The sequence below is a fragment of the Bacillus cereus group sp. BfR-BA-01310 genome (assembly GCF_022664325.1).
Taxonomy (GTDB): domain Bacteria; phylum Bacillota; class Bacilli; order Bacillales; family Bacillaceae_G; genus Bacillus_A; species Bacillus_A paramycoides.
The window spans coordinates 28,144-54,926 of sequence record NZ_JAKUHD010000011.1; the positions used below are offsets into that span (position 1 = coordinate 28,144).

The window sequence follows — 26,783 nt, forward strand, 5'->3', positions numbered from 1 at the left end:
TTTCAAGTTACGGTCGATATATAATTTCGTTCACTAATATGCGATGCGATACTTCTTCAACAGAATCAAGAAAAGGTTACTCTCATGGGTAGCCTTTTCTTATTGTACAAATTGGATAGACTAGTTTACAATCGAGCGTATAAAAACGGAATGAGGTAGGGGACAAAAATGAAGCGCATTTCAATTTTAATAGCTGATGATGAGGCGGAAATTGCTGATTTAATTGCGATACATTTAGAAAAAGAAGGTTACCACGTCGTTAAAGCAGTTGATGGAGAAGAGGCGATGCATGTTATTCAAACTCAGCCAATCGACTTAGTGGTTTTAGATATTATGATGCCGAAAATGGACGGTTATGAAGTGACACGTCAAATTCGTGCGAAACATCATATGCCAATCATTTTCTTAAGTGCGAAAACATCTGATTTTGATAAAGTGACAGGTCTTGTACTAGGTGCAGATGATTATATGACGAAACCTTTTACACCGATTGAATTAGTCGCGCGTGTAAATGCACAATTGCGCCGATTTCTTACGTTAAATCAACCGAGAGTAGTGGAGAATAAATCGGCTTTAGAGGTCCGCGGAGTTGTTATTGATTCTGAACAAAGAACGGTCAATGTGTACGGAGAACAAATTGAGTTAACACCAAAAGAATTTGATATTTTATATTTATTAGCGAGTCATCCGAAGAAAGTGTACAGTGTGGAAAATATTTTTCAGCAAGTATGGGCAGAAGGCTATTATGAAGGCGGAAATACAGTAATGGTACACATCCGTACTTTACGGAAAAAACTTGGGGAAGATAAAAGAAAGAATAAATTAATAAAAACAGTGTGGGGAGTAGGGTATACTTTCAATGGCTAAAAAGATGAGAAGCTTTCGCTCAAAGATGGTTATGCTATTTGCGTTAAGTATGGTATTAGCAGCTGGCGTAACGTATTTAATTTATGAAGGATTACGGCTCTATTATAAATTAGTAGTTCGTTATGAGGATCCTTTAGCTCAATTTCGCTCAGTTATAAGACAAATTGGAGATATTAATTTCTTTTTAATTATATTTATTCCTCTGTCCATTATGTTTTTCTTCTTTCTTACTAGACCGTATTTAAAATATTTTGATGAGATTTCTAATGGGATTCATTATCTTGCGAACGGTGATTTCACAAATCAAGTTGGGATTTCATCAAATGATGAGTTTGGATATATCGCACGTGAAATTAATGTAGCGAGTGAAAAGTTAAAAGAAGCGGTTGAACGAGGCGATTTTGCGGAAAGTAGTAAAGACCAGCTAATTGTTAACTTAGCTCATGATTTAAGAACACCGTTAACATCTGTTTTAGGTTATTTAGATTTAATTCTTAAAGATGAGAATTTGACGAAGGAACAAATTAAACATTTTTCCACAATTGCTTTTACGAAATCCGAGAGGCTGGAAAGCTTAATTGATGAATTATTTGAAATCACGAGAATGAATTATGGTATGTTGCAGCTTGAGAAAAGACCAATTGATATAAGTGAATTACTCATACAGTTAGATGAAGAATTATATCCGTTATTAGAAAAAAAGGATTTAGAAGCGAGATTGAATATTGCTCCCCATTTACCTATTAACGGTGATGGGAAATTATTAGCCCGAGTATTTGAAAACCTTTTAACAAATGCGATTCGCTATGGATACGATGGAAAGTTTGTTGATGTGAACGGATATATTGATCGTGAAGAGGTAGTTGTACAAATTATTAATTATGGAGATAGTATTCCAGAAGAAGATTTGCCGTATCTTTTTGATATGTTTTATACAGGGGATAAGGCTAGATCGAAGCAACAGGGCGGCACAGGTCTTGGTTTATTTATTGCAAAAAATATTGTTGAGCAGCATACGGGGACAATCTCTGCTGAAAGTAATGTAATTAGAACAATATTTGAAGTGAGATTACCAAAAGAGGATAATTTGGAAATTTAATAAAAATTTAAACTTTACCCCACTTTTTATTTTAATAGTTTTTTCTATCCTATACGTATGTTAGGTCAAGGAGGAACTAGAAATGAAAAAGTGGGTATTTATTTCTCTTTTTATATTATGTACGGTCTGTGTAGGCTTTTATATATCACCATTATTTCAAAAGGAGATCGATGTTAAAATTGCAGAAAAAGATAATAAGGTAAAAGCTGCGAATACTGAAAAGATAGAGATTACAGAAGAAGAAATTTATAAAGGGGATCTATTATTAGTTAATAAAGATTACCCAGTTAAAAAAGATAGCATTAGGTCTGATATTATAAATGTAAATCACAATAGTGAGTTAGTGAGAGGTTATGTGATATTTGATAGAAATCTTCGCTTATCAAAGGATGTTGTGAAAAAGTTTTTGAACGTTGTCGATGCAGCTGGAAAAGATGGAGTACAGCATTTCTTAATGAATAGCGGGTATCGAGATTTTACAGAACAAAGTAAATTATATAAAGAAATGGGATCTGATTATGCACTCCCAGCAGGATACAGTGAACATAATTTAGGATTATCACTGGACGTTGGGTCTACTCAAAAGAAAATGGAGAAAGCTCCTGAAGGAAAATGGATTGAAGAAAACGTATGGAAATACGGATTTGTTTTACGTTACCCGAAAAATAAAAGTAACATTACTGGCATTCAATATGAGCCGTGGCATATCCGTTATGTCGGTTTACCTCATAGTGCCATTATGCAAAAAAAGAAAATTACATTAGAAGAATATTTAGACTTCCTAAAAGAGAGAAAAGAAATTTCAACCGATGTTGAAGGTAAGAAATATACGGTTTCTTATTATAAAGTTTCAGATCGTATGAACGTGAATGTTCCGGTGAATAAGCAGTATGAAATTTCGGGGAACAATATGGATGGGGTTATTGTGACGGTTCAGGAATAGAGAAGAAAGCTATCTGAACTAGGCGAAGTAATTGAATATAGTGAGGGCTACTACAATACGGCAATGCAGCACTATGTAGTTAATTATGATATATAGGAAATGAAGAGGGAGGAGAATACTCCCTCTTTTTTTATGAAAATAATCCGTATCAAGGGGGATAGGATATGGATACATACTTATTAATTATCACTTTAGCTGAACATATTTACTAAAAGAAAGAAGGTACATAATTAAAGATATCTTCTTTTTCTTTTGCAGCCCTTTTCATGAAACAAGCCCATTTTTAAGAAGGGCAAGCTTCCGATTTGCCCTGAAAACATAATATAAATGGAATCCCCTCATTTAGAACAAGAAGAACTTGTTATGAATGATACTAAAGGAGGAATAGAATAATGGGCGAAAATTGTGAACACAGACATGATGATTGCGACCGCAGACGTGGCCATGGAGGCGGCTTTGCGCTTCTAATCGTATTGTTTATTTTATTAATCATTATCGGTGCTAGCTGCTTCGGCGGATGCGGTTATGGTGGCTACGGCGGTTACGGCGGTTCTTGTGGCTATGGCGGCTTTGGTGGATATGGCTGCTAATTATTTAAAAACTATTGAAAATAGCCTTGTGCATACTGCACAAGGCTATTTTATTCATATTTTAACATGCTGTGATAATTTATTAATGTAAAGAGAACGGATTAAGAAGAAGAAAATAATCTCGATAATCCCGAATAAAGTGAGTACGATTAATAACTCTTTTCGTAAAGAGAAAGAAAACATAGCTTGTAAAAATTGGATTGCAAATATTGTATGAATACCAGCAACGATATAAGGTACGAAAAATAAAATCCCTAACTGAATCGTTGCAGAGCGAAACATTTCAGTTTCTGTCAATCCAAGCTTTGTAATCGTAATATATTTTTGTTTTTCACTCGTTAAATCATTGTACATACGGAAATATAAAACGCTAGCTGCTCCGATAAAGAAAATAAAGCCGAGAAACGTCCAAATAAAGAATTGGGCAACTGCATTTTCTTTACTGTGAACGAGTTCATCCGTAGCTGTATGAATATAAAACGGTTTGATAAAACCTTCTTCATCCTTATGTGCTTCAAACAAGTTGTTTGCATCATGATCTAAGCTTTTTAATATATTTTTTGTTGGGACAATTGCATTTTCCCAATTTTCCACGAAGTAGTTATAAACTGTAATTGTTTCAATATGAGGAATTATATTTTCAATCACACTATCTTGCATAACGATTAAATGAGGTAATGCAAAGGATGGTTCGATTCCTTTATTAATAAAGCCTTTAATATGAAATTCCTTTTTATTAGAGTCAAGTGTAATAGTGTCCTGCTTCGCAAATGGGTTTGACACGAGATTTAATAATTCTGGCGAATAGCGAGAAATACTATAAACTTGTGTAGAATCGAGAGTGATTTCTGGCCTATTTAGTTGTTTAGCTAATGCGTTATAATCACTCATTTTCATAATTGCAATCTCTTCTTTTACAGCAATGTCTTTCAAAACTGTAAATTTATATTTTTTATATTGAAAATTAGCATTTGTAAGCTCAGTTTCAATTGTAGTAATGTGCTTTTGTTCAAGTGAATTGTCACCTTCGGATGTATATGTGAAGGGGACAGGATATTGCTCTAATACCGATGCTTTCGTATTATTATTAGCAGCAAATAACCCGATAATAATTGTAAATGCAAGTGCAGATAACATAGAAACGATAAAGAGTACATTAATATTGCTACGAGTACGAGCAACTAAATCTGAAATCCATAACATATTTATTTGCTTCATATAAAACTTTCTTCGCTTTTTTAAAATAAAGATAAAGAGAAGAAATGTTTGTGAAAAGAATAAATACGTCCCGACTACTACGAGCGGCAAAATAGATAACATAATAAAGAATACAGAGCCATTTTGTACATTTTCTTCTGTTACATAGCCTTGCGGATAACCAGCGATATAATAGCATAGTCCTAAACAAGTTAACGCGAATAATGAAATGAGTATCGACGGTCTTTTTTCTTTTTTTACTTTTGTATTATCTTTAATTAGCCGAGTTGTTTTACGAGTACGAATGAACATCGGTGTAAACGTAGAAACGATGAAAAATAAAATGATAAAAATTACTGTTGTAACGATAATTGCCTGCGTAGGCCAATATAAATAGAGGCCTTTCGCACCGGTCAATTTAGAAGTCACTAGTAAGAAAAAGTTAGAGAACACAAGTCCGCCTTGAATACCAACAAAAATAGCTAGAATTCCAATTATCATATTTTCAGTAAATAAAAGTCGCTTTAATTGTTTTTTTGATATACCAAGAACGGTTAATACCCCGAATTGTTGTTTCCTTACATTTAAAAATGTCCCAAGTGAATAAAGCAGAAAGAAGAACGAGAACATGACGATAATAAACTGAGCCGTACTAGCTAAGTTCATCAGAGGATCGCGTTCTTGATAGCTCTGTGTATTTTGTAGGTACGGGTGATACGTATAAACAGCAAATGAAAAGAAAACCATTATTGAAAATGCACTGCTTATAAAATAAGCAAAGTAGGCTCTGGAATTACGAGAGACATTTTTAAATGCAAATTGCCAAAATGTCATCCACGTCTTCCTCCTAATAGTGCTAGAACATCTAATATTTCTTGATAAAATTTTTCGCGATATAATCCGCGGTGCAGCTCATTGTAAAGCCCACCATCTTTAATGAAAATAACACGGTTACAATAACTAGCTGCAAACGGATCGTGCGTAACCATTAAAATGGTCGCATTTTCTTCTTTGTTTAACTTCGTAAATAGCTCCATTACATCAATAGCGGCTTTAGAATCTAAGTTTCCTGTCGGTTCATCCGCAAGTAGAAGTGACGGATGATGAATAACGGCACGTGCTACTGCAGTACGCTGTGCTTGTCCTCCAGAAACTTCAAAAATACGTTTATTTAAAATGTGATCAATTCCAAGTTTTTTTGAAATGTTATCGAGTTTTTCGTCCATTTCTTTCAAAGGAACATTATCTAGCGTTAAAGGTAATACGATATTTTCGCCGATTGTTAACGTATCTAGTAGATTAAAGTTTTGGAATACAAATCCTAACTCTTGGCGACGAAAAATAGCTAACTTTTCTCTACGGAATGTATGTGGTTGTTTTCCATTTATAATGACTTCTCCAGAAGTAGGTGAATCAATTGTAGAGATAACGTTTAAAAATGTGGATTTCCCACTTCCAGATGGTCCCATAATCGCAACGAATTCACCTTTATCTACGTGTAAATTGATATTTTTCAAAGCAGTATGAGGGACTTTTCCCTCATACACTTTTGAGACGTTTTTAATGTGTAATACTTCTTCCATAATGATCACCTTTCTATTCCTTAAAACTTAATATGTTGTGATAATTTTTGCATATAAAAGGAACGAATTAAAAGGAAAAAGAGAATTTCAACCGTTCCAAAGATTACAAGTACAACCGTAATCTCAGCGAATAATGATAGATTTAATATTTCTTGCAACATCTTTGTCGCAAACATCGTATGGATGGATGCCATAATGTAAGGAACAAAGAATAAGATGGCAAGTTGAATTGTTGCGGACTGTTTCATCTCAGTTTCTGTTAAACCAATTTTTGTAACAGTTATATACTTTTCTTGCTCATTTGTTAAATCTGTATACATACGGAAGTAAAGAACACTGCCAGCTCCGATAAAGAAAATTACACCAAGGAAAGTGCCAATTAAGAAGAACGAAGCGGCATTTAGTTTTGTCTTGTATAGAGAGTCGCTCGCTTCACTTGCATGGAACGGTGGATGTTCTGCTTGGATAGCTTCATTATCTTTTTTAATTTTTGTTGTAAACGCTGACCCGATGTTATGCGCTTTTTCCCAATCCTTAACTTTAAAGCTATATACACTCATCTGTTTTGAAACGGTTGATAAGGCTTCTACATTTTCATCAGATAGTACGAGTAATTGGGATATTAGGCTATTTGGGAAAGGGTTATAACTTTTATATTCTTTTACTTGTAGCGGTAAAGAGTTTTGAGTAAGTGTAAGAGTATTTTTCTTTTCTTGATCAAAAATTGTTCCAATGAATTGATCATCTATATCTTTAATAAGGATATAAGACTCATTATTACTTACGGTGAGCGTTTCCCAATTTAATGCTTTAGCAAGTATATTATAATCACTTTGTTTAATTGCATAATAGAGATGTGGAACTTCTTCTCCTGATGAAACTTCATATATATCCGTTTTAAATTTCTCATAAGTAAATTGCTCTTCATTGAATTTTTGTTCTAACCAATTTAAATGTTCATCAGCTAACGTATTTTCAGTATGTGATAAATAAGTAAAAGGGAAAGGGTTTTGCCTTATTTCATCAAACTTTGTGAATTTCCCAAACCCATATAAGAATGTAATCATTGTAAAAGCGAGCGTCGATAGCATCGCTACTATAAAGAGCATGTTAATGTTTGTCCGAATTCGCGTTGCTAAATCAGAAATCCAAAGCATATTAATACGTTTCATATAAAACTTTCTTCGCGTCTTTAATATACGAATGAGTAAGAAGCTAATTTGTGAAAAGAAAAAATATGTCCCGGCTGCAATAAGTGATGGAATGACAAATATACTAGTGGTGGCGTACAAAAGTCCAACTATATCTCCAAGTGATATAAAGTAGAGCGGGTTTGCTGCTAACACATATCCTGATATTAAACATATCGCACCAAATAAAGAGATGAGTACGGATGCTTTTCTTTCTTTATGTTGTTTACCTTCTTTTAAAAGTCGTACAGCTTTCCTCGTACGGATCAGCATCGGTGTAAAGGACGATACGAGAATAAAGAGTCCGAGAAAGATTATTGTTGTTAAAATAATAGCACTTGTAGGCCAATATAAATATAGACCAGGTACATGTGTAATTTTGGCGGTAATTAATAGGAAGAACTGTGAAAAGACAAGTCCCAATTGAATACCGAAAAATATGGAAAGGACACCAATTAGCATGTTTTCTATAAATACGAGCCTTTTTAACTGCTTTGGAGATATACCAAGTACTGTTAAAATTCCAAATTGCTTTTTTCGTACTTTCAAAAACGTACCGATCGAATATAGTAAGAAGAAAAATGAAAAGAATACAATGACAACTTCTGAAATTGTCATTAATATGCTCAGAGCATAATTAACGTCTGTCATATGCAGCTTAGGATGAAATAAATAAACTGCAAATGAGAAAAAAATTGCGATGGAAAACGCACTGCTTACAAAATAGGCGAAATAAGCTCTGGCGTTCCGTGTCACGTTTTTAAATGCAAACTGCCAAAATGTCATTCACCTAACCTCCTAGTAGAGTGAACGTGAAAAGGGTATGATAGATACCCTTTTCATGTAATAAATTTTTCGAAAAAGTTGTTTTAAATATTTTATCCATTTATATACTGTGATAATTTTTGCATATAAAGCGAACGAATTAATAGGAAAAAGATGAATTCTACAGTCCCGAAAATAATAAGAACGGCTGTAATTTCAGTGAACAATGATAAATTAATTACATCTTGCAACATCTTTGTTGCAAACATCGTATGAATAGAAGCCATAATGTATGGAACGAAAAATAAAATTCCGAGTTGAATGGTCGCTGAACGCTTCATTTCTGATTCTGTTAAGCCGATCTTCGTAATCGTTGCATACTTCTCTTGCTCGTTTGTTAAATCTGTATACATTCGGAAGTACAGTACACTCCCAGCACCAATAAAGAAAATAATCCCAAGGAACGTACCAATGAGGAAGTAGGAAGCACTTCCAGATTTGATTCTATATAGGGAGTTGCTGGCTTCGAAAATACGAATGAGAGCTCCTTCGTGCTCGATACTGGCACGGTCTTTATCAGCTCGTTTTACAAACTCATCAGCAATAGCATATGTATTTTCCCAGTTTTCCACGTTGTAATTATAGGCTATTATATGTCTCGTGTTATTTTGTAAATTGTTAACGACAGAATCAGATAGTACTAACGTTTCGTACGCAAAAGTAGCCGGAAGCGCATTATTTATCTCAAATCCTTTTACTTGTAGCTTATTATTTGTGTTAGCGAGTGTAATGTGTGTGCTAGTGTAATTTTGATCGAATGCACTAAACAATGGGAAATATGCTGCTCCAGATAATATATATGTTTCATTATCATTTATAAATAGTTGTTTTAATTGTAATGAAGTAGCGAGCTTATTATAGTCACTTTGCTTTATGGCATACGTGTCATTATAAGTTTCTATACCGTTTTCAGTTTTTACAGGTGTAGCATATAAATCTACTTTAATTTTATCGTAAGAAAATTTCCCATCTTGTAATTGTTTTTCTAGCCAATTCAAGTGCGGGGAAGTAAAAGGATTCGCATCATATGAGAAATAAGAAAATGCGAATGGTGAATTTCGTTCAACATCAAGTTTCATAAACTTCCCGAATCCATATAAAAAAGTAATCATCGTAAAAGCAATCGTAGATAGCATTGCTACAACGAAAAGCATATTAATATTTGATCGAATGCGGCTAGCTAAATCAGAAATCCAAAGCATATTAATACGCTTCATATAAAATTTTCGTCTCTTTTTCAAAATATGAATGAGTAAGAAACTAATTTGTGAAAAGAAGAAATATGTTCCGATTGAAACAAGTGCCGGAATGACAAAAATACTGGAAAGGATATAAACCATTCCTATTTGCGGGCTTAATGATACGAAATATATTGGTTTGCTCGCTAAAGCGTAGCCACCTAATAAACATACAGCACCAAATAGAGAAATGAGTATGGATGGTTTTCGTTCTTTTTGTTTCCCGCCATTTGCCTTTAAAAGATGTACCGATTTTTTTGTTCGAACGAGCATCGGTGTGAATGTAGATACAACAATAAAAAGACTAAGGAAAACAATTGTCGTTAAAATGAAAGCGTCTGTAGGCCAATATAAATATATCCCTGGTACGTGCGTAAGTTTCGCTGTTACTAATAAGAAAAATTGCGAAAAGACAAGCCCAAACTGCATGCCGAAAAAGATAGATAAAATACCAATTAACATATTTTCCGTAAAAACGAGACGATGTAATTGCTTTTTCGATATACCTAAAACGGTTAAAATACCAAATTGTTTTTTACGAACTTTTAAAAACGATCCGATTGAATATAGTAAAAAGAAGAAAGAGAACAGTACAATGACAACTTCTGAAAAAATCATTAAGCCTGAAATCTCAGAGATCATACTGAAATTTTGTAATTTCGGGTGAAATAAATAAACAGCAAATGAAAAGAAAACAGCAATTGAAAAGGAACTGCTTAAAAAGTAGGCAAAATAAGCTCTTGAGTTGCGCGTTACATTTTTAAATGCAAATTGCCAAAACGTCATAATATGTACCTCCGTTTAGAAGGTACATATGTAGTTTCATTGCAAAAAATGTATGAGAGTAAGTTCTCATACATTTTGCTAGCATATGTTATGATCATGCTTCGGTCACCTTCTCCGTAGTTTCTGCTTGATTATTCGCAGCGTTGTGGAAGATGATTTTAATCGTCGTTCCTTTACCAACTTCAGAGTCTAGTTTCACGGAATGACCTAAATAATCACAAATTTTACTTACGATATAAAGTCCCATACCAGTAGATTCTCCGAATGTACGACCATTTTTTCCAGTGTAAAATGGTTCAAACACTCTTCGAACATCTTCTTGCGGAATACCGACACCTTCGTCACGAACTTCTAAAATAATATCTTTTCCATTTCGGTAAGCTGATAAGAAAACTTTTTTTCCGCGTTCACCAGAATAGCGAACGGCATTTGTCATTAACTGATAAATGATGAACTTTAGCCATTTCGCATCAGAAGCAACTTTTAAATCTGAATGAACTTCTAAAACGGGGAAGACGCCATTTCGAATGAATAGCTCTTTTAATCCGTTAATATTTTTTGTTACAGTATCTTTTAATGAAATCGTCTCAACATGGAAGTCTTCATGGAAATTATTTAATCTCGCCATGTATAAAGCCATATCGAGTCCTTGATTTAGTCGTTCTAACTCTTTTTTAAATTTCGGGATTAAATGTTCATCTTCCATTTCAAGTACCATGAGCTGCATGACAGAAACGGGCGTTTTCATTTGATGTACCCAATGGTTAATAAATAATTGGTGTTCTTGTTGTTTTACTTCGAATGTTTGTAAGTCTTTTTGGAATAGACGATATTGCGTACGAACGAGTTCGTTTACACTGTGGGGCATAGGAGCAGTCGCTCTTTCAATAAACGCATCTTCCATTTTTTCTGGTGGTTCACTTAATCTGTGATACATTCTACGGTTACGAACGTAACGATAAGCGAGGAAACAGATAAATAAGTATAGACTTAAAACGATGAAGTAAAACTTATTATTTTGAAATCCATCTACTGCATCATAGAGAACGAAAATAATTCCGAAGTTTAATACATATAGTAGAAAAAATGCAAAATGATCACGTAAAAATAGCTTCATGCTTATTCACTCCAAGTTGCGTTAAAACGATACCCAAGTCCACGTACTGTTTCAATAGCATTTTCAATACCAAGCTCATTGAACTTTTTACGAAGACGCGTGATGTTTACGTTTAATGTATTTTCCTCAACGAAGCTTTCGTCGTCCCAAAGAGCTGCTAGTAAATCTTCACGACTTGCTGTACGTGGGAATTTAGATAATAGCATTTCCGCTAAAATTGCCTCTTTCTTCGTTAAAAGAACTTGTTCAGCCCCAAAATGAATTTCTGGACGCTCAGGGAATAATTTTAGCCCTTCTACTTCAACGATACGCTCAGAAATATTTGGCGCATAATCACCGTAAATACGACGTAATTGCCCTTTAATTTTTGCCATTACAACGTCGTAGTGGAACGGTTTTGTAATGTAATCATCCGCACCGCTTTCAATCGCCATAATTTGTTCCATTTCACCTGCACGTGCCGAAATGAAAATAATTGGACAAGTCGATTCATGACGAATTTGACGGCACCAGTAGAATCCATCGAATTTCGGTAAATTTACATCAAGTAAAACAAGATGTGGCTTCACTGCGTTAAACGACTCCATAATATCATCGAAGTTCTCCGTAACAACAGCATCATAGCCATATTTTTGAATGTGAGATTGTAGTAATGTTGAAATATTTGGATCGTCTTCAACGATTAAAATTTTATACATATGTATATTCCTCCTAAAAAAACAATTGTAGCTATAGTGTATCATGTGTTTCAAGTCTTTTCATTATGTTGAAATATAAGCTAGTAAACAGTATAGGTCAAAAGTGGAAAAAGTAAAAAGGGCCTTATATATAATTGACAATTAACTGAAATCATTTTAACATTTAGATAAGTATCTAAATGTCTAATTGTTGAAAGGAAGAAAGACATTGAATCAAGCATTTAAAGCATTAGCAGATCCAACAAGGCGAAAAATTTTAGATTTATTAAAAGAAGGCGATTTAACCGCTGGTGAGATTGCTGAACATTTCAATATGACTAAACCGAGTATTTCACACCACTTAAATGCACTTAAAAATGCTGAACTTATTCAAGATGAAAAAAGAGGACAATTCGTTATGTATTCTTTAAACACAACTGTCTTTCAAGATTTATTAACTTGGGTGTTTACATTTACGAATAAGGGGGAAGAGGGGAAATGAGGAAGCATCTTATCGCAATTATATTGATTTTTATAACTGGTTTAGCTTGGGCATATGCTTGGCCGAATTTGCCTGATACAATGGCAATTCATTGGGGGACTGAAGGTGTGAATGGCTTTGCTTCAAAATTTAATGCAATGCTGTTGCTACTTGGGGTCATGATTTTCACCTATGTTTTATTAACAGTTACTCCTAAAATGGATCCTAAGAAAAAGAATTACGAAAAATTTTCTAGAAGTTATACGATAATGAATTATAGCGTATTAGTAGTATTATTTTTAGTAAACATGCTCGTAATTGGAGTAGGATTAGGTTATGACATTCCGATGAATAGTACACCGTATATTCTTGTTGGTCTTTTATTTATAGTCATCGGCAACTATTTACCACAATGTAAACCAAACTACTTTGTAGGTATAAAAACACCGTGGACATTAAGCAACGAAGAAGTGTGGAGAAAGACGCACCGTTTTAGTGGGAAGGTGTTTGTTGTACTAGGGGTCATTATGATTTTAAGTATTTTCGCACCGGCAGCATGGAAAGCTTTCTTAATGGTTGGGATTATTATTGGGGCAGTAGGACTAACGATGGGATATTCTTATGTGGCTTATAAGAAAGAGATAGGGTCTTAATAAAATAATATAAAATTTATGGTGGTTGGAGTGAGATGAATATGTACCTTCATCTCAACAGTAAAGTCATATGTTATTTATAAAAAGAAATAGTATAGAATGAGTGAATTAAAAATAGGGGAGTGCAGGAAAGATGAAGAAACATCTTTTTGCAATTATATTAATTGTTATAACTTGTGTAGCGTGGGCGTTTGCTTGGCCACATTTGCCAGACACAATCGCGACACATTGGAGCGGCGGTAAGGTAGATGGCTATTCTTCTAAATTTTACGGAATGATTTCTATGGTTGGAATTATGATTGCGTTATATATATTTCTAAATGTGATACCAAAGATTGATCCAAAGAAAGCAAATTACGAGAAATTTTCTAAAGCTTTTATGATGATGAATAACGGGATACTCTTGCTATTATTTGTAGGAAATATAGATATCATCACAAGTGGACTAGGATATAACGTATTTATTAATCGAGTCCCAGAATTACTAGTTGGTGTATTATTTTTAGTAATGGGTAATTATTTACCGCAGTGTAAGCCTAACTTTTTCGTTGGGATGCGTAATCCTTGGACGTTAAGTAATGAAGAAGTATGGCGGAAAACACACCGATTTAGCGGAAAAGTATTTGTGACTTTAGGACTTATTATGATTATAAGTGTTTTTGCACCGGCTGATTGGAGATCCTATATGATGCTTGGGATTATAGTAGTTGCTGTCATCATAATGAATTTATATTCTTATGTTTTGTATAAAAAAGAAATGCAATTGTGAGCTATACTAGTCAAATTTTATATTTATAGTTTCTATGTGTTAAGAGATTTTAATACTCAGTGGGGATAACGAAAGCTCACTGAGTAAATTTTTTGCTCTTAGGTCTGAAAATTCTGTTAATAAACAAGTGATTGGGGGAAATCATATGTTAGAAATTATAAACTTTAGCAAGACATACAAAGGTGGCAATAAAGCAGTAAATCAGTTAAATATTACTGTTCAAGCAGGAGATATCTTTGGGTTTATTGGACATAACGGTGCGGGGAAGAGTACAACAATTAAGTCGTTAGTAGGAGTTATAGATTTTGAAGAGGGTGAAATTTTTGTTGATGGACATTCAGTAAAAAAGGACCCGATTGCATGTAAGAGAGTAATGGCGTATATTCCTGATAATCCAGATTTATATGAGCAATTAACAGGAATTCAATATTTGAACTTTGTCGCCGATGTTTTTAAGGTGTCTGCAAAAGATCGGGAAAAGGAGATACAAAAGTACGGAGATGCTTTTGAGATTACACCGTATCTAGGAGATTTAATATCTTCTTATTCACATGGTATGAAACAAAAAGTGGCGATTATATCAGCGGTTTTGCATAAACCAAAATTATTAGTTTTAGATGAACCTTTCGTTGGTCTTGATCCAAAGGCTGCTGTAGTATTGAAAGGGATTATGAAAGAGCTTTGTGAAAAGGGAAGTGCGATTTTCTTTTCTACGCATGTTTTAGATGTGGCGGAGAAGTTATGTAATAAAATAGCGATGATTAATAGAGGGAAATTAGCACTTTCAGGGGAAGTGAATTCTTTAATAAAGGAAGGCTCATTGGAAGAGCTCTTTATGAAGGAGCTTGCTAATGAATACTAATAGTCTAGGGCTTTTGAAAATCCGGTTGATAACGCAGCTTGGTTTAAATACTTTTAGATACGAAAAAGATAAGAAAAAGAAGCAGAATAAGATTTTGCTGTCAGCATCTATTGCTTTGGTTGGTATCATTTTAATGCTATATTGTGGTGCCTCAGCATATGGGTTGGTGAAACTAGGAATAAGTGAAATTATCCCAGTTTATGCACTAGTTATTAGCAGTGTATTGACGTTGTTTTTCACTATATTTAAGGCAAATGGAGAGATTTTTGCTTTTAAGGATTACGATTTTTTAATGTCATTACCGATTCGTGTAAGTACTGTTATTACAAGTAGGTTTTTGTATTTATATTTGCTAAATACACTCTTTTCAATCATAATCATGCTACCAATGGGAGTTATTTATGGCATAAATGAGAAGCCATCAATTTCTTTTTATTTTATGTGGTTCATCAGTATGTTTATAGCATCTTTAATTCCAACAACAATCGCAGCAGTCTTTGGAGCTGCGATTACGGCAATCGCTTCTAGATTTAAAAATACGAATAAAATAACTACAATTTTAAGTTTTATAGTAATTATTACATTTAGTTTCTTCATGATGAAAAATGGGAATTCTCAACATAGCCTTAATGATATGAACGGAATTGGTGCAATGGTTTCAGAGCAATTAACTAAGGTTTATCCATTGGCTAACATGTTTCAAAAAGCAATTGTTAATGCTGATATTGCAGCTTTCATCCCGTTTGTTGGGATATCGGTTATTTGGTATTATCTTTTTGTAAAAATACTTTCGTTAAAATATAAGCAAATAAACACAGGGATTACCACTTATCATATGCTTTCAAATTATGAGATTACTAGTATGAGAAAAGAAAGTGTATTGGTCGCATTGTATAAAAAAGAACTGAAGCGTTTCTTTTCTTCTACAGTGTATGTAATAAATAGTGGAATGGGAGTTGTGATGGCTATAGCTTTCTCACTGGCTATAGTTGTGATAGGACCAAGTCAATTAATAGAGTATCCTGGAATTGAGACGGTTTTGCAAAAGGTTGCGCCATTTGCTATTGCAGCAATGATTTCGTTGACGTGTACAACATGTGTGTCATTGTCATTAGAAGGAAAAAATGTATGGATTATTAAGTCGTTGCCTATTACACCAAAGATGATTTATGACAGTAAAATTCTTATGAATCTTTCATTAAGTATACCTGCATCACTTATTAGTGCCGTATTACTGATAATAGGGTTAAAACTAGATGTTTGGAGTTCTCTTTTAATCGTAATAACACCGATAACATATTCATTATTTTCGGCAGTATGGGGAATTTTTATTAATAATCGATTTGGTTATTATGATTGGGTATCCGAAACTCAAATAGTAAAGCAAAGTGTAGGATCGTTTGTTGGTATGTTTGGTGGTTTAATTATGGCTGTTATACCCGCCTTGTTAATTGGTACGGATACTATATGGAACTACAGGGTATTTACTTTTTTAGTTGTTGTAGCGATTTCGATTATTACTATATTCTTGTATAAGAAAGAATCGAGAAGAAGTATAAAATAAGAAGCTGCTCTTCCTTTAAAGGAAGAGCAGCTTCTTTATTTTGAAAAAAGTTTAGACTCTTATATTACTTTTTCAAAACGGGTATCCAAATCTCACTTTTAAAAGTTGATGATGTGATATCTTTCTGTTCATTCCATAATATTTCTGGTCCTTCTGCTAGTTCATAGTTTGAAGAAGGGAACCATTCGGAATAAATACGTCCCCACACGTTTTGCAAAGCATTAGGAAATGGACCAATAACTTCAAATATAGCCCACGTTGAAGTAGCAACTTCAAGTTGTTTGAATTGCTCTGGACAATCTTTCGTTGTGGCTACTCCAATATAGTGATCGAGTTCGCCTTTTTCCTCCATTCTTCTTTCAGAAAAGTTAGTAGAAGCACTAATAATTCCTGTAGGTTCAATATTTGAAAGGGATTTTAATGTTTCGATTGATTGGCTGTCTAAACTTTTCCACATAGAAGCAATTTCTTCATTTACACCAGTAAAAACAATCGGTACTCGTTTTTGTATACCAATGATTCGAAATGGATCTTTTTCTTCAATTCGATAGTTCATTTCATTTCCTCCTTTAATCGATAACTGGAAGGTCATTGGTGAATAAGCTTTCAAAGAACGGCTAGTACTTCGAGCTTCTGAAGGCGTTATTCCGTGCAAATTTTGAAATGCACGTGAAAAAGAATCTGGTGAGTTGTATCCATATTTTATAGCGACATCGATGACTTTTACATCGCTATCTTTTAGTTCAAAGGCCGCAAGAGTAAGACGTCGACAGCGAATATATTCCCATAGTGATATGCCAGCTAGAAAAGAAAACATTCTTTTGAAATGATATTCGGAGCAGAAAGCTATTCTTGCGACTTTCTTAAAATCAATTTCGTGTGTAAGGTTGTCTTCAATATATTGCATTGCCGCATTCATATTTTTAAGTGAATCCATTACATGACCTCCTTTGTAAATAGAATAGCAGGAATGAAATAGCTCCATCCGACATTTCATGCACAACTTTGTCGGGTGCATTTTGAACCTTACAAAAATGTAATGTTCCTGTAAGGAGAATGAATGGATGGCATGATATCCCAATGTTATAGTAACAAAGTACTTTCATTCAGTAGGTTAAATTATGATGTCTTTACTTGTGTGCCTTACATAACTGTCATGTTTGTGTAAGAAACATCGATAGTGGCAAGAGTAGAGAGTGTATATAGTTGAAAATAGAGAATAGAAGAAATGAGGGATGTCGAGATGAAAACGGTGTTAGAAGCAAAAAATATAAAAAAAGTATATGACACAGGTGGTAATAAATTTGAAGCGTTAAAAGGTATTAACTTACAAGTAAAAGAAGGTGAGTTCGTTGGAATTATGGGACCTTCTGGTTCTGGTAAGACAACTCTTTTAAATGTTCTTTCTACAATTGATAATGCGACGGACGGTGAAATTTTAATTGATGGAAAAGACATCGTGAAGATGAATGATGATAAGCTAGCATTATTCCGCCGCGATCATTTAGGATTCATTTTCCAAGATTATAACTTATTAGATACGTTAACGGTAAAAGAAAATATTGCTTTACCTCTTGCATTATCAAAGGTGAAAGCGAATGAAATTGATCGCCGCGTTCTTGAAATCTCGAAGAAATTCGGTATTGATCATATTTTAAGTCAGTTTCCATATCAAGTATCTGGTGGACAGAAGCAGCGCTGTGCGGCATCGCGTGCGATCGTTACCAATCCTAGTATGATCTTTGGGGACGAGCCGACTGGAGCGCTTGATTCTAAATCAGCGACAGATTTATTAGAAAGTATGAAGTCGTTAAATGAATATGATAACTCTACAATTTTAATGGTAACGCATGATGCGTTTGCGGCGAGTTATTGTAAACGAGTTATTTTCATTAAAGATGGTGAGTTATATAAAGAATTGCACCGCGGTGAATCAACGCGTAAACAATTTTTCCAAAAAGTCGTTGACGTAATGTCTTCCATTTCTGGAGGTATGGCTGATGACCTTATCTAGCATTGCCCTCCGCAACATACAGCGGAACTTTAAAGACTACTTTGTATATTTTGCATCTATGATTTTTAGTATTGTAATTTACTTTACATTTAAAGCACTGCAGTACAATTCGCAAATGGAAAAAGCCGCGGAAGGTTCTAAAAAAATTAGCGGTGCATTCCAAGTTTCCAGTGTCATGCTTATTATTTTCGTAGCAGTGTTCATTATATATTCAAACGGATTCTTTACACGAAAACGTAAAAAAGAAGTTGGATTATATTCCTTATTAGGTATTCGTAAAAGACAGATTGGTAAAATGCTCTTTTATGAAAATATGTTAATGGGGTTAATGTCTTTAATTATCGGGATTGCGATTGGTAGCGTCCTTTCAAAACTATTCCTTGAACTACTAGTAAGTATGATGGGATTAAACTTAAATGTTCATTTTGAAGTACCGATGGCTGCAATTATTGATACAGCAATTATTTTCTTTGTGATTATATTGTATACATCACTTCAAGGGTACCGCCTAATTTACCGATTTAAGTTAATCGAACTTTTCCGTGCAGAACGTGAAGGAGAAGCAATGCCAAAAGGATCAGTCATTATGGCATTAATTTCAGTTTTCTTAATCGGTTCAGGTTATTTCTTAGCATTAATGTATATGAAGGCACTTAAGTATGCAGACTTTATGGTAGTCGCACTTTATATTTTACTTGCGACAGTATTAGGTACGTACTTACTATTTATGTTCTTTACAGTATTCGTATTGAAACGTGCAAGAAATAATAAATCATCGTTTTATAACGGTATGAATATGGTCACAACGTCACAGTTACTATATCGTATTAAAGGAAATGCAAAGTCACTTGCGACAATTTCTATTTTAAGTGCGGTAACATTAACAGCGGTTGGTACGTCAGTTACGATGTATTACAACACATTTACGCAATCAAAAGCAGTTGCGCCGTACAGTTATTCTTACGAGAAAAAAGGTACAGAGCTAGATAAGAAAGTAAATGCGATTCTTGCTGAAGAGAAAGCGGATCACCCTGTAAAAGATCAATTTGAAATCGAGATGGTTCCTGTAAAAGGAAAGTTTGAAGGGAATAAAGTTGATTTTATTCTTAATCTGAACTACAGTATCTCAGAAAAATATCAGTTTATGTCTCAGTCTGAATTTAATAAACTTGCTAAAAAAATGGAAGTAGAGACAGTGAATGTAGCTACCGGTGAAGCATTTATATATGATAGCTCTTATATTGAAGGGTATGAGTTTAGTCCTGAATATAAAGGAAGTAAAGCGGTATTCCAAATTGGAAATGAAACGAAGACATTAGCAATCCAAGGTGCAAATAATAATGCAATTACGAATTTAGGTGAACTAGTTGTTGTCGTTTCAGATGAAATGTACGAACAAGCGAAGCAAGCATTTGGAACACGTGTTGTAAAAAATATTGATGTAAAAGATGAAAGAAACAGTAAAGTATTAACAGAAAAATTAACAAAAGTGATGCCAGCTGGTGAATCAGAAATGACACCACCATTTAGAGATTTCTACACTGGTTTCCATATGGGGCTTGAAGGAACTGGACTAATGATGTTCATCGGAATGTTCTTAGGACTTGTATTCTTACTAGCAACAGGTTCTATCATTTACTTTAAACAATTAACAGAGGCAAATGCAGATCGTGAGCGTTACGTTGTACTTCGCAAAGTCGGTGTAACGAAACAAGAAATGAAAAAAGCAATTGCAAAACAAGTAAGCTTTATCTTTGCGATTCCGTTAGTAATCGGAATTTTACACAGCCTATTTGCACTAAAAGGTTTAGCAAACTTACTACCATTTGAAATTATGATTCCGCTCCTAATTAGTATCGGAGTATACGGTGTCATTTATATCGGATATTACTTCTTAACGGTTCGTTCTTACTATAAGATCGTGAGTGCGAAGTAATAACGAAACAGCTATCGCTATAGGCGATAGCTGTTTTTAAATTCTTCATAAAATCTTAAGAAATCTCCTCAATTTTTATTAAGAAACGATAGTTATACTTAGACACAAGTTAAAAACTATTGAACGAACGGGGAGAGGTTTACATGCAGCTCATAACATTCTTACATGAATTTATTAAACACCCGAAACATACTGGTGCGATTGCGCCAAGTTCGAAAATATTAGCAAAGAAAATGGTAGATGTAATTGATTTTAATAGAGCAAAATGCATTGTAGAGTTAGGGCCTGGTACAGGGGTTTTTACGAGAGAGATTATGAAGAGAAAGAAGAAGGAGACAATATTTCTTCTTATTGAAATTAATGAAGTGTTTTTCAAAGAGTTAAAGAGAAAGTTTAAAGATGAGCAGAATGTCATTGTTGTACACGGTTCAGCTGAAAATATAAAGAAGTATATGGAAGAGTTCAATATAGAATGTATGGATTACGTCTTATCTGGATTACCTTTTACTTCTTTACCAGAAGAAGTTTCAAAGCGTATTTTAAACAATGTAATGGAAGTGATACATGAGAACGGTGAATTTATTACATTTCAATATTCACTTGTGAAAAAAGGGTTTATACAGCATTTCTTCCCTGAAATTGCGCTAGAAAAAGTGTGGCTCAATTTCCCGCCAGCTTACGTCTTTAGCTGTAAAAAAGAGCTAAGGAGAGCATATGCGTAATGGAATTAAATGAATTATTATCCTACATTGAGCAATACGGTTATTGGGCACTATTTTTCTGTTTATGGTTAGGGATTATCGGTATGCCGATTCCAGATGAAATGATTGTAATGAGTGGAGGTTTTGTATCCTCACTAGGGGTATTAAGCATCATTCCTGCATTTTTATTAACATATTTAGGTGTTGTATCCGGACTTTCTTTAGGTTATATACTAGGGAAAATATTTGGTACGAAAGTACTTGATAAGCTAATGAAAAAGAAAAAAGCGAAATATCTTTTGAAATCTCAAAAAATGGTAGAGAGGTATGGTCATTATGCGTTAGTCACAAGTTACTTCATACCAGTTGTAAGACATATCGTACCGTATTTAGTTGGAATGAATAACATGCGATTTAAGACGTATGCTTTGTATTCCTATACGACAGGATTTGTTTGGACACTCGTTTACTTTGTACTCGGTTCTTTATTTGGACAACATATTGAAAGTATTGTAGCGATCGCGATAGAGTATGGTATGTATTTTGGCGGGATTGTTCTTGTTGTTACGAGTGGTACTTATTTGTATAGGCAAAGAAGAAGTACAGTGATGAGTAAGTAGATAGAATAAAGGTTTATGATCATTGGGAGTAGTGTAAAAAATTATAAAAGGAGAGTTATTTTGTAGAATAACTCTCCTTTCTTTTTAATGTAATAGATTCTTATTACTTAAATTAGGCTTTGTTTGAAATACAATTATATAAATTGTTAATAAAATTGTATTGATCAGATTGGCTACTATAGTCATAAAATCACTTGATGGAATCATAAGAACAAAGATTGAAAGTATGGCAGAAATAAGAGGGATGAACTTTTGTAAAGAAGTTAATTCTCCATTTTTATGAAGTTGCCAAGACATAAAGAAGCTAATTAAGAAAACAACGGATGTAAATAATAATCCTAAATATCCCCAACCATCTTCAATATACCAAGGTAAAAAGCTCATTCGTGATGTGAAAATAAATAGATTTAATATTAACATACTAATTATTAAGGCGTTTAAAGTGGTAATGATTGTTTGTTTTTTCATTTGAATTACGCTCCGGAATTTGATTATAGTATCAATTAGCGCTTAGTTAATTGAGTTAATTCTTGTAAATCTTTTTCTTTAAAGGACTTAAAATTATTCTTTTCAACTGTATACATATCTTCTTTTATGAGACCAGCTTTATATTGCGCATCTAAAAACTGAAGCTCTTCATCCCAAATTTTGATACTTAGCTGAAGGCACTTTTCTCGCTGAGCCGTTGGTAAATCATCTAGGTGTTTCGGTTCTTTATGTGGATTTTTTGTATTATCAACACGAATTCCATAACGCAGTTCTAATTCATCTAGCTGTTTATATAATACATCTAATTCTTCTCTTTGCTTCATTATTGAATCGACTTCTGAGCTTGTGATATTAGGATTAGTTAATTTGAAATGAGTTAATTCCGCCGTGTAACCTTCAGTTTTTGAACTTGTATTTGCAAACACAACAGTTGATAATCCCATTAATAGGCCAAGGGATAAAGTTGTAATAATTATTTTTTTCATATCATTTTATTCCTTTCATTGTTTCGTATAAATAAAATATTTTTCGATATTTTTATTCAGATGTTTTTGCCATTTCCATAAATCTTTGTTCAATTTCATCCAATTCAAATGAATGACATATTCTGCGGTCTTCTTTATCTAAAATTCTGTAGTGTTGAGATAGAATATTTTGTTGTATTTGATAACCGTTTAATTCTTTTATTTGTCGCCACCATACTTTTCCTCCTAAAGTCTTCGGGAAATTCGTATTGTAATGTGTAAAAGCGATTGTTTTTATAATTTCATTCACATCATCTCCGAAGGTCATCTGGACTGTATCGCTCTGTTCAAAGAGTGTTACAACACAAACTGCGCCTGCCCATGTGAGGGTGCGTCTACCCTTTTCAATTTCTACTAGTGTTTTCTTTGATAAACCGATAATCTCTGACATTTTATCTTGTGATAAATCGTTTTCAACACGGATTAGTTTTAATTTTGAATTGACGAGTTCAATAAATTCTTGCTTATCCATCATACATCTTCCTTTCTTGTATAGTGTAAAATTACACTAAAGGTGTAATTTTGTCAATAATAGTGTAAAGAGTTACCTTATATTGTTTTGATCTTGTTAATTAATATTTCACTTTTAGTTTAAGAAAATGTTAAGAAACCGTACGAGTTTTTATTAAGAAATACGCTCTATACTTAGAAACGTCCTACAGAGAAACATAATGAAAGGCGGAATATAGATGAAAAGATTTATACTTGCATCAGTATTTATCATCGTGGCAGGAGCAGCATATTTATTAAATGGGAGTGCTGCGATTGATAGAATGAATCCATTTATTGATTTAGAGCACCATTACGCAATTATTGATACAGATGGGAAAGAGTTAGGTGGAAATAAAGGCCGTGAATACAAAGTGACAGCTTATAATGAAAAAGGAGAATCAAAAGAAGTTACGATTGATGCAGTAGATGAATTACCGAAAGGCTCGTATTGGCATGTCATTACGAGAGGGCAGTTCTTACATGATAAAGTACAAGTAACGACAGATAAAATTCCTGATGGTGCGAAGGCGAAGTTAGGGTTGTAAGTATAAAACTGATTCTCGATGAGAGAATCAGTTTTGCTATTTTATGGTAATGTATAGTTGTATTGATAGCGGAGGAGAGGGAGAGTTGTGCTACTCATTTTTAGCCTTATTTTAATTGGGATTATGTGTAGTATGAGAATAGTGTCCTTAAATATGATGGAACGACAGAAGATAGAAGAACGATATGTATATTGTCCAAAATGTAATGCGAAAATTAGGAGAGGGAATTCCGCTCCTTTTTGTTCGAAATGTAATTTAATATTTTAATAATAAATTCATAGAAGAAATACGTAGTGGAAAGAAGTTTGAACAAGGAATAGAGTACACAAATATTATTGAAGACTCTCCAGTTAGTATGAGGTCTTTCATAGAGCTAGATCGGGAGGTTTTAAGAGTTTTATTAATGGATGAAAGAGGTATTTTACCGACTGAAGCAGAGTGTAGAGAAGCGTATAAGACTCAATTAGATGATATTGAAGATTAAGTATTTTAATACACCCTAGAAAAATAGGATGAATTTCAAGTATGACATGGATAGGAGAACGAGATGAAGAGAAGAAGAAAATCCGGAGAGAAAGTACAAATGAATCGTTTTACACTTCCTTTATGTTACGGAAGTGAGGCACCATATTATTATTACGAGATAGCGCCTCATGAAAGAGAGGAACGCTTCCATTTAACATCAGATCTTTGCATAATGGACGATGAACATTACTTTATTAGAGGATGTTTAGAGCTTCCTATAATTGATTACCACGAAAATTTTATCTGGACTGTGTGGGTATCACTTAGTAAAGAAAGTTATGAAAAAGTACTAGAAAAGTGGGATGAAAGAGGACGAGAAAATAGTGACCCTTATTTTGGCTGGTTATCTGTAGAAATACCAGTTTATCCAGAAACACTAAATTTAAAAACGAATGTACATATAAGAGAAGTTGGAATGGCACCGTATGTTGAATTAGAGCCAACCGAGCACCCTTTAGCGATAGAACAAAGAAATGGAATTACTTTAGAGAGAGTTAAAGAAATACAAGAAATGATCCAACGACATAGCTAGATTAGAAGAGAAAAAACGAGTGATATCACTCGTTTTTTTATTACACAACCGCAGGATTATAAATCATCGTAAAGTGCCCTTGTAATAGTTCAATATGACAAGGTGTATGTAGTGAACTTTCCCCATCCGTATCTACTTCTTTTTCTTCTTTCGTTTCAATATGAATGGATTTTGCTTTTACGTGGAAGATGTCATTTTCGTTTGTGTCTTCAAATAGCTTCTTCCCGATATAATCTTTAAATGCTTGAATGCCTGTTGATTTTACGACGAAAATATCAAGTGTTCCGTCGTCACATTTTACGTTCGGAATAAAGGACGGGATACCACCAAGATATTCACCGTTTCCAACCATAACAAGAACAGCTTCGTCTTCGTATACTTGTCCGTCGTAAGTGATTTTTACTGGGAATGTTTCAGCGTTTTTTACAGTTCGAATTGTGCTTAAATAGTAACCGATTTTACCAAGCTTTGCTTTTTCTTCAGCATCGATATTGTTTGATACTTCAGAGACGAGTCCAATGCCCCAAAAGTTTAAGAAGTGTTGTCCGTTCGCTTTTGCGACATCAATTGGTTTTACATGTCCTTTTGTAATGAGTTTTGCTGCTTCTGCGATGTTTTGTGGAACGCCGAGTGTGCGAGAGAAGTCGTTGCAAGTTCCGCCTGGAATGATTGCAAGTGTAGGTCTAATTTCAAGAGGGGCTAAGCCGTTTGTACATTCAAATACAGTTCCGTCACCACCGAAGACGATAATTAAATCTACTTTACTAGCAAACTCCTGACAATAGTTTGTTGCATCACCTTGTTGTTTCGTATGAAGGATGTGTAAGTCAGGAAAAGCGGTGGCAAGTGGTGGTACGATTTTCGCTAAGTTAGTATGTAAATCGCCTTGTCCTGCCTTTGGATTTACGATGAGGAGTACTTTTTCAAATTTTGTCTTTGTCATTTTTATTCTCTCCCTTTGTCTTTTACGAACCGTGATAGAAAATAAACTTCCATCAGTAATTGATGGAAGTTTATTTTATTATTCCGTTACAACTGAAGCGATAAATGGTAAGTTACGATATTTTTCCGCACAGTCGATACCGTAGCCAACGATAAATTCGTCTGGAATTTGGAAGCCAACATATTCAGCTTTTAAATCCACTTTACGACGCTCTGGCTTATCAAGTAACGTACAGAATTTCAATGCTTTTGGTTTATGCATGAAGAAGTGATCTTTTAGGAAGTGAAGTGTTAAACCAGAATCGATAATGTCTTCTACGACAATTACGTTTTTTCCAGTAATGTTTACATCGATATCTTTTAACAGTTTTACTTTTCCAGATGTTTCAGTTTGATTTCCGTAACTAGATGCAGAGATAAAGTCGATTGTTACATCGTTTTTAATGTGACGAATTAAATCAGCAGCGAATACGAAAGATCCTTTTAATACAGCGATTACTACGATTTCTTCCCCTTCAAAATCACGTTCGATTTGAAGAGCTAGTTCTTTTACTTTTTCTTGTAATTGTTCTTCAGAAATTAAAGTGTCTTTTATTTCAATATTCATTTGAATCCTCCTACAATGTAAAACTTATGAACATTTCGACTGTAAAGGATAGAACGGAAAAAGTCAAAGAAGAATAGAGTTTTTTACAGAAATACCCACAATATAATCAGATGATATGATATACTGATTATATTAAGAAAACGCTTCCATAAAGGGTGATTATGATGAATAAGAAACAGTATACGAGTGTAACATTTATAAAAGCATTACTTTTAACAATTGTTCTTGGTATGTTGGCTTACGTAATTGATGTACCTGCGATTCGCATTTCACTAATTGGAATGACTTTAGTATTAGGTGCAATTTCCCACGGTATGATGTCGCAGCTGCAAGAAGCTGGATTGGATGATATGAAAGATCATATAGATAAGAAATGAGAAACCTTCACGTATATAGAATGAAGGTTTTTTCTTTT

General features: G+C 33.9%; 29 protein-coding genes and 2 pseudogenes. 19 read left to right on the forward strand and 12 right to left on the reverse strand.

The features are described from left to right. The first annotated feature begins 168 nt into the window (after positions 1-168). The 5 genes and pseudogenes from MR109_RS19750 to MR109_RS19770 all read left to right on the forward strand — a co-directional run bounded on the left by MR109_RS19750 (position 169) and on the right by MR109_RS19770 (position 3,499). Positions 169-867, forward strand: coding sequence for a response regulator transcription factor (locus tag MR109_RS19750; protein WP_242273589.1), 699 nt, complete (start codon positions 169-171; stop codon positions 865-867). Further along, a complete protein-coding gene (locus MR109_RS19755; protein ID WP_242273590.1) occupies positions 860-1,966 on the forward strand; it encodes a sensor histidine kinase in 1,107 nt (368 codons plus the stop codon). Before MR109_RS19750 ends, MR109_RS19755 begins: the two co-directional genes overlap by 8 nt. 82 nt (positions 1,967-2,048) lie before the next feature. Then, entirely contained in the window at positions 2,049-2,909 is an 861-nt protein-coding gene (locus MR109_RS19760) for a M15 family metallopeptidase (protein WP_242273591.1), read from the forward strand. Between the two features lie 15 nt (positions 2,910-2,924). After that, positions 2,925-3,005, forward strand: a pseudogene (locus tag MR109_RS19765) (GntR family transcriptional regulator); the annotation flags it as partial. Positions 3,006-3,301: 296 nt separating this feature from the next. After that, the gene (locus tag MR109_RS19770; RefSeq protein WP_242273593.1) at positions 3,302-3,499 is read left to right on the forward strand and encodes a YjcZ family sporulation protein; all 198 of its coding nucleotides are present in this window, start codon (positions 3,302-3,304) and stop codon (positions 3,497-3,499) included. Positions 3,500-3,553: 54 nt separating this feature from the next. Here the strand turns inward: MR109_RS19770 and MR109_RS19775 are convergent, their stop codons facing one another. The 6 genes from MR109_RS19775 to MR109_RS19800 all read right to left on the reverse strand — a co-directional run bounded on the left by MR109_RS19775 (position 3,554) and on the right by MR109_RS19800 (position 12,133). Then, positions 3,554-5,530: an FtsX-like permease family protein gene (locus tag MR109_RS19775; RefSeq protein ID WP_242273594.1), complete on the reverse strand. Its 1,977-nt coding sequence runs from the start codon at positions 5,528-5,530 to the stop codon at positions 3,554-3,556. Next, the gene (locus MR109_RS19780) at positions 5,527-6,279 is read right to left on the reverse strand and encodes an ABC transporter ATP-binding protein (protein WP_025148838.1); all 753 of its coding nucleotides are present in this window, start codon (positions 6,277-6,279) and stop codon (positions 5,527-5,529) included. The genes MR109_RS19775 and MR109_RS19780 overlap by 4 nt, the downstream gene beginning before the upstream one ends. 20 nt (positions 6,280-6,299) lie before the next feature. After that, complete coding sequence (locus tag MR109_RS19785; RefSeq protein ID WP_242273596.1) at positions 6,300-8,255, reverse strand: FtsX-like permease family protein; 1,956 nt, start codon at positions 8,253-8,255, stop codon at positions 6,300-6,302. A 92-nt stretch (positions 8,256-8,347) separates the two neighbouring features. Then, positions 8,348-10,318, reverse strand: a complete 1,971-nt coding sequence (locus MR109_RS19790) for an FtsX-like permease family protein (RefSeq protein WP_242273597.1) — start codon at positions 10,316-10,318, stop codon at positions 8,348-8,350. 94 nt (positions 10,319-10,412) lie between these two features. Further along, positions 10,413-11,435: a sensor histidine kinase gene (locus MR109_RS19795; RefSeq protein WP_242273598.1), complete on the reverse strand. Its 1,023-nt coding sequence runs from the start codon at positions 11,433-11,435 to the stop codon at positions 10,413-10,415. Positions 11,436-11,437: 2 nt separating this feature from the next. Further along, on the reverse strand, positions 11,438-12,133 hold the full coding sequence (locus MR109_RS19800; protein ID WP_098304232.1) for a response regulator transcription factor: 696 nt from the start codon (positions 12,131-12,133) through the stop codon (positions 11,438-11,440). A 208-nt stretch (positions 12,134-12,341) separates the two neighbouring features. On the opposite strand from MR109_RS19800, the gene MR109_RS19805 reads away from it, so the two are divergent. The 5 genes from MR109_RS19805 to MR109_RS19825 all read left to right on the forward strand — a co-directional run bounded on the left by MR109_RS19805 (position 12,342) and on the right by MR109_RS19825 (position 16,441). After that, complete coding sequence (locus MR109_RS19805) at positions 12,342-12,614, forward strand: autorepressor SdpR family transcription factor (RefSeq protein WP_098304233.1); 273 nt, start codon at positions 12,342-12,344, stop codon at positions 12,612-12,614. Beyond that, the gene (locus tag MR109_RS19810) at positions 12,611-13,246 is read left to right on the forward strand and encodes an SdpI family protein (protein ID WP_242273600.1); all 636 of its coding nucleotides are present in this window, start codon (positions 12,611-12,613) and stop codon (positions 13,244-13,246) included. The genes MR109_RS19805 and MR109_RS19810 overlap by 4 nt, the downstream gene beginning before the upstream one ends. Positions 13,247-13,379: 133 nt before the next feature. Continuing rightward, a complete protein-coding gene (locus tag MR109_RS19815; RefSeq protein ID WP_242273602.1) occupies positions 13,380-14,015 on the forward strand; it encodes an SdpI family protein in 636 nt (211 codons plus the stop codon). A 145-nt stretch (positions 14,016-14,160) separates the two neighbouring features. Then, a complete protein-coding gene (locus MR109_RS19820) occupies positions 14,161-14,877 on the forward strand; it encodes an ABC transporter ATP-binding protein (RefSeq protein WP_242273603.1) in 717 nt (238 codons plus the stop codon). Next, positions 14,867-16,441, forward strand: a complete 1,575-nt coding sequence (locus MR109_RS19825) for a putative ABC transporter permease subunit (RefSeq protein WP_242273605.1) — start codon at positions 14,867-14,869, stop codon at positions 16,439-16,441. The genes MR109_RS19820 and MR109_RS19825 overlap by 11 nt, the downstream gene beginning before the upstream one ends. Before the next feature lie 64 nt (positions 16,442-16,505). Here MR109_RS19825 and MR109_RS19830 read toward each other — a convergent pair whose 3' ends face one another. Beyond that, the gene (locus MR109_RS19830; RefSeq protein WP_242273606.1) at positions 16,506-17,378 is read right to left on the reverse strand and encodes an AraC family transcriptional regulator; all 873 of its coding nucleotides are present in this window, start codon (positions 17,376-17,378) and stop codon (positions 16,506-16,508) included. 306 nt (positions 17,379-17,684) lie between these two features. On the opposite strand from MR109_RS19830, the gene MR109_RS19835 reads away from it, so the two are divergent. The 4 genes from MR109_RS19835 (at position 17,685) to MR109_RS19850 (ending at position 21,712) form a co-directional block, all read left to right on the forward strand. Continuing rightward, positions 17,685-18,455, forward strand: coding sequence for an ABC transporter ATP-binding protein (locus MR109_RS19835; protein WP_002173944.1), 771 nt, complete (start codon positions 17,685-17,687; stop codon positions 18,453-18,455). Beyond that, positions 18,442-20,391 carry an ABC transporter permease gene (locus MR109_RS19840; protein ID WP_242273607.1) on the forward strand — a complete coding sequence of 650 codons (1,950 nt, stop codon included), beginning with the start codon at positions 18,442-18,444 and terminating at the stop codon, positions 20,389-20,391. The genes MR109_RS19835 and MR109_RS19840 overlap by 14 nt, the downstream gene beginning before the upstream one ends. 143 nt (positions 20,392-20,534) lie before the next feature. After that, entirely contained in the window at positions 20,535-21,113 is a 579-nt protein-coding gene (locus MR109_RS19845) for a class I SAM-dependent methyltransferase (protein WP_242273608.1), read from the forward strand. After that, a complete protein-coding gene (locus MR109_RS19850; RefSeq protein ID WP_242273609.1) occupies positions 21,113-21,712 on the forward strand; it encodes a DedA family protein in 600 nt (199 codons plus the stop codon). The genes MR109_RS19845 and MR109_RS19850 overlap by 1 nt, the downstream gene beginning before the upstream one ends. 84 nt (positions 21,713-21,796) lie before the next feature. Here the strand turns inward: MR109_RS19850 and MR109_RS19855 are convergent, their stop codons facing one another. The 3 genes from MR109_RS19855 to MR109_RS19865 are packed head-to-tail and all read right to left on the reverse strand — an operon-like array spanning position 21,797 to position 23,197. After that, entirely contained in the window at positions 21,797-22,180 is a 384-nt protein-coding gene (locus tag MR109_RS19855) for a hypothetical protein (RefSeq protein ID WP_071718176.1), read from the reverse strand. 35 nt (positions 22,181-22,215) lie between these two features. Then, entirely contained in the window at positions 22,216-22,686 is a 471-nt protein-coding gene (locus MR109_RS19860; protein ID WP_242273610.1) for a hypothetical protein, read from the reverse strand. 52 nt (positions 22,687-22,738) lie between these two features. Beyond that, positions 22,739-23,197 (reverse strand): helix-turn-helix transcriptional regulator, encoded by a 459-nt coding sequence (locus tag MR109_RS19865; protein ID WP_025148853.1) that lies wholly within the window; start codon positions 23,195-23,197, stop codon positions 22,739-22,741. Positions 23,198-23,414: 217 nt separating this feature from the next. Between MR109_RS19865 and MR109_RS19870 the strand changes: the two genes are divergently transcribed. The 4 genes and pseudogenes from MR109_RS19870 (at position 23,415) to MR109_RS19885 (ending at position 24,819) form a co-directional block, all read left to right on the forward strand. Then, positions 23,415-23,762 (forward strand): YxeA family protein, encoded by a 348-nt coding sequence (locus tag MR109_RS19870; RefSeq protein ID WP_242273611.1) that lies wholly within the window; start codon positions 23,415-23,417, stop codon positions 23,760-23,762. Between the two features lie 87 nt (positions 23,763-23,849). Beyond that, a complete protein-coding gene (locus MR109_RS30240; RefSeq protein ID WP_082147973.1) occupies positions 23,850-24,029 on the forward strand; it encodes a hypothetical protein in 180 nt (59 codons plus the stop codon). 10 nt (positions 24,030-24,039) lie between these two features. After that, positions 24,040-24,246, forward strand: a pseudogene (locus tag MR109_RS19880) (DUF4262 domain-containing protein); the annotation flags it as partial. A 63-nt stretch (positions 24,247-24,309) separates the two neighbouring features. Beyond that, positions 24,310-24,819: a DUF2199 domain-containing protein gene (locus tag MR109_RS19885; protein ID WP_242273612.1), complete on the forward strand. Its 510-nt coding sequence runs from the start codon at positions 24,310-24,312 to the stop codon at positions 24,817-24,819. 40 nt (positions 24,820-24,859) lie between these two features. Here MR109_RS19885 and MR109_RS19890 read toward each other — a convergent pair whose 3' ends face one another. Then, entirely contained in the window at positions 24,860-25,762 is a 903-nt protein-coding gene (locus MR109_RS19890; protein WP_242273613.1) for a diacylglycerol/lipid kinase family protein, read from the reverse strand. 78 nt (positions 25,763-25,840) lie between these two features. Continuing rightward, positions 25,841-26,368, reverse strand: coding sequence for a hypoxanthine phosphoribosyltransferase (gene hpt / locus MR109_RS19895; protein WP_025148857.1), 528 nt, complete (start codon positions 26,366-26,368; stop codon positions 25,841-25,843). 161 nt (positions 26,369-26,529) lie between these two features. Between hpt and MR109_RS19900 the strand changes: the two genes are divergently transcribed. After that, positions 26,530-26,745, forward strand: coding sequence for a hypothetical protein (locus tag MR109_RS19900; protein ID WP_242273614.1), 216 nt, complete (start codon positions 26,530-26,532; stop codon positions 26,743-26,745). The last annotated feature ends 38 nt before the right edge of the window (positions 26,746-26,783 follow it).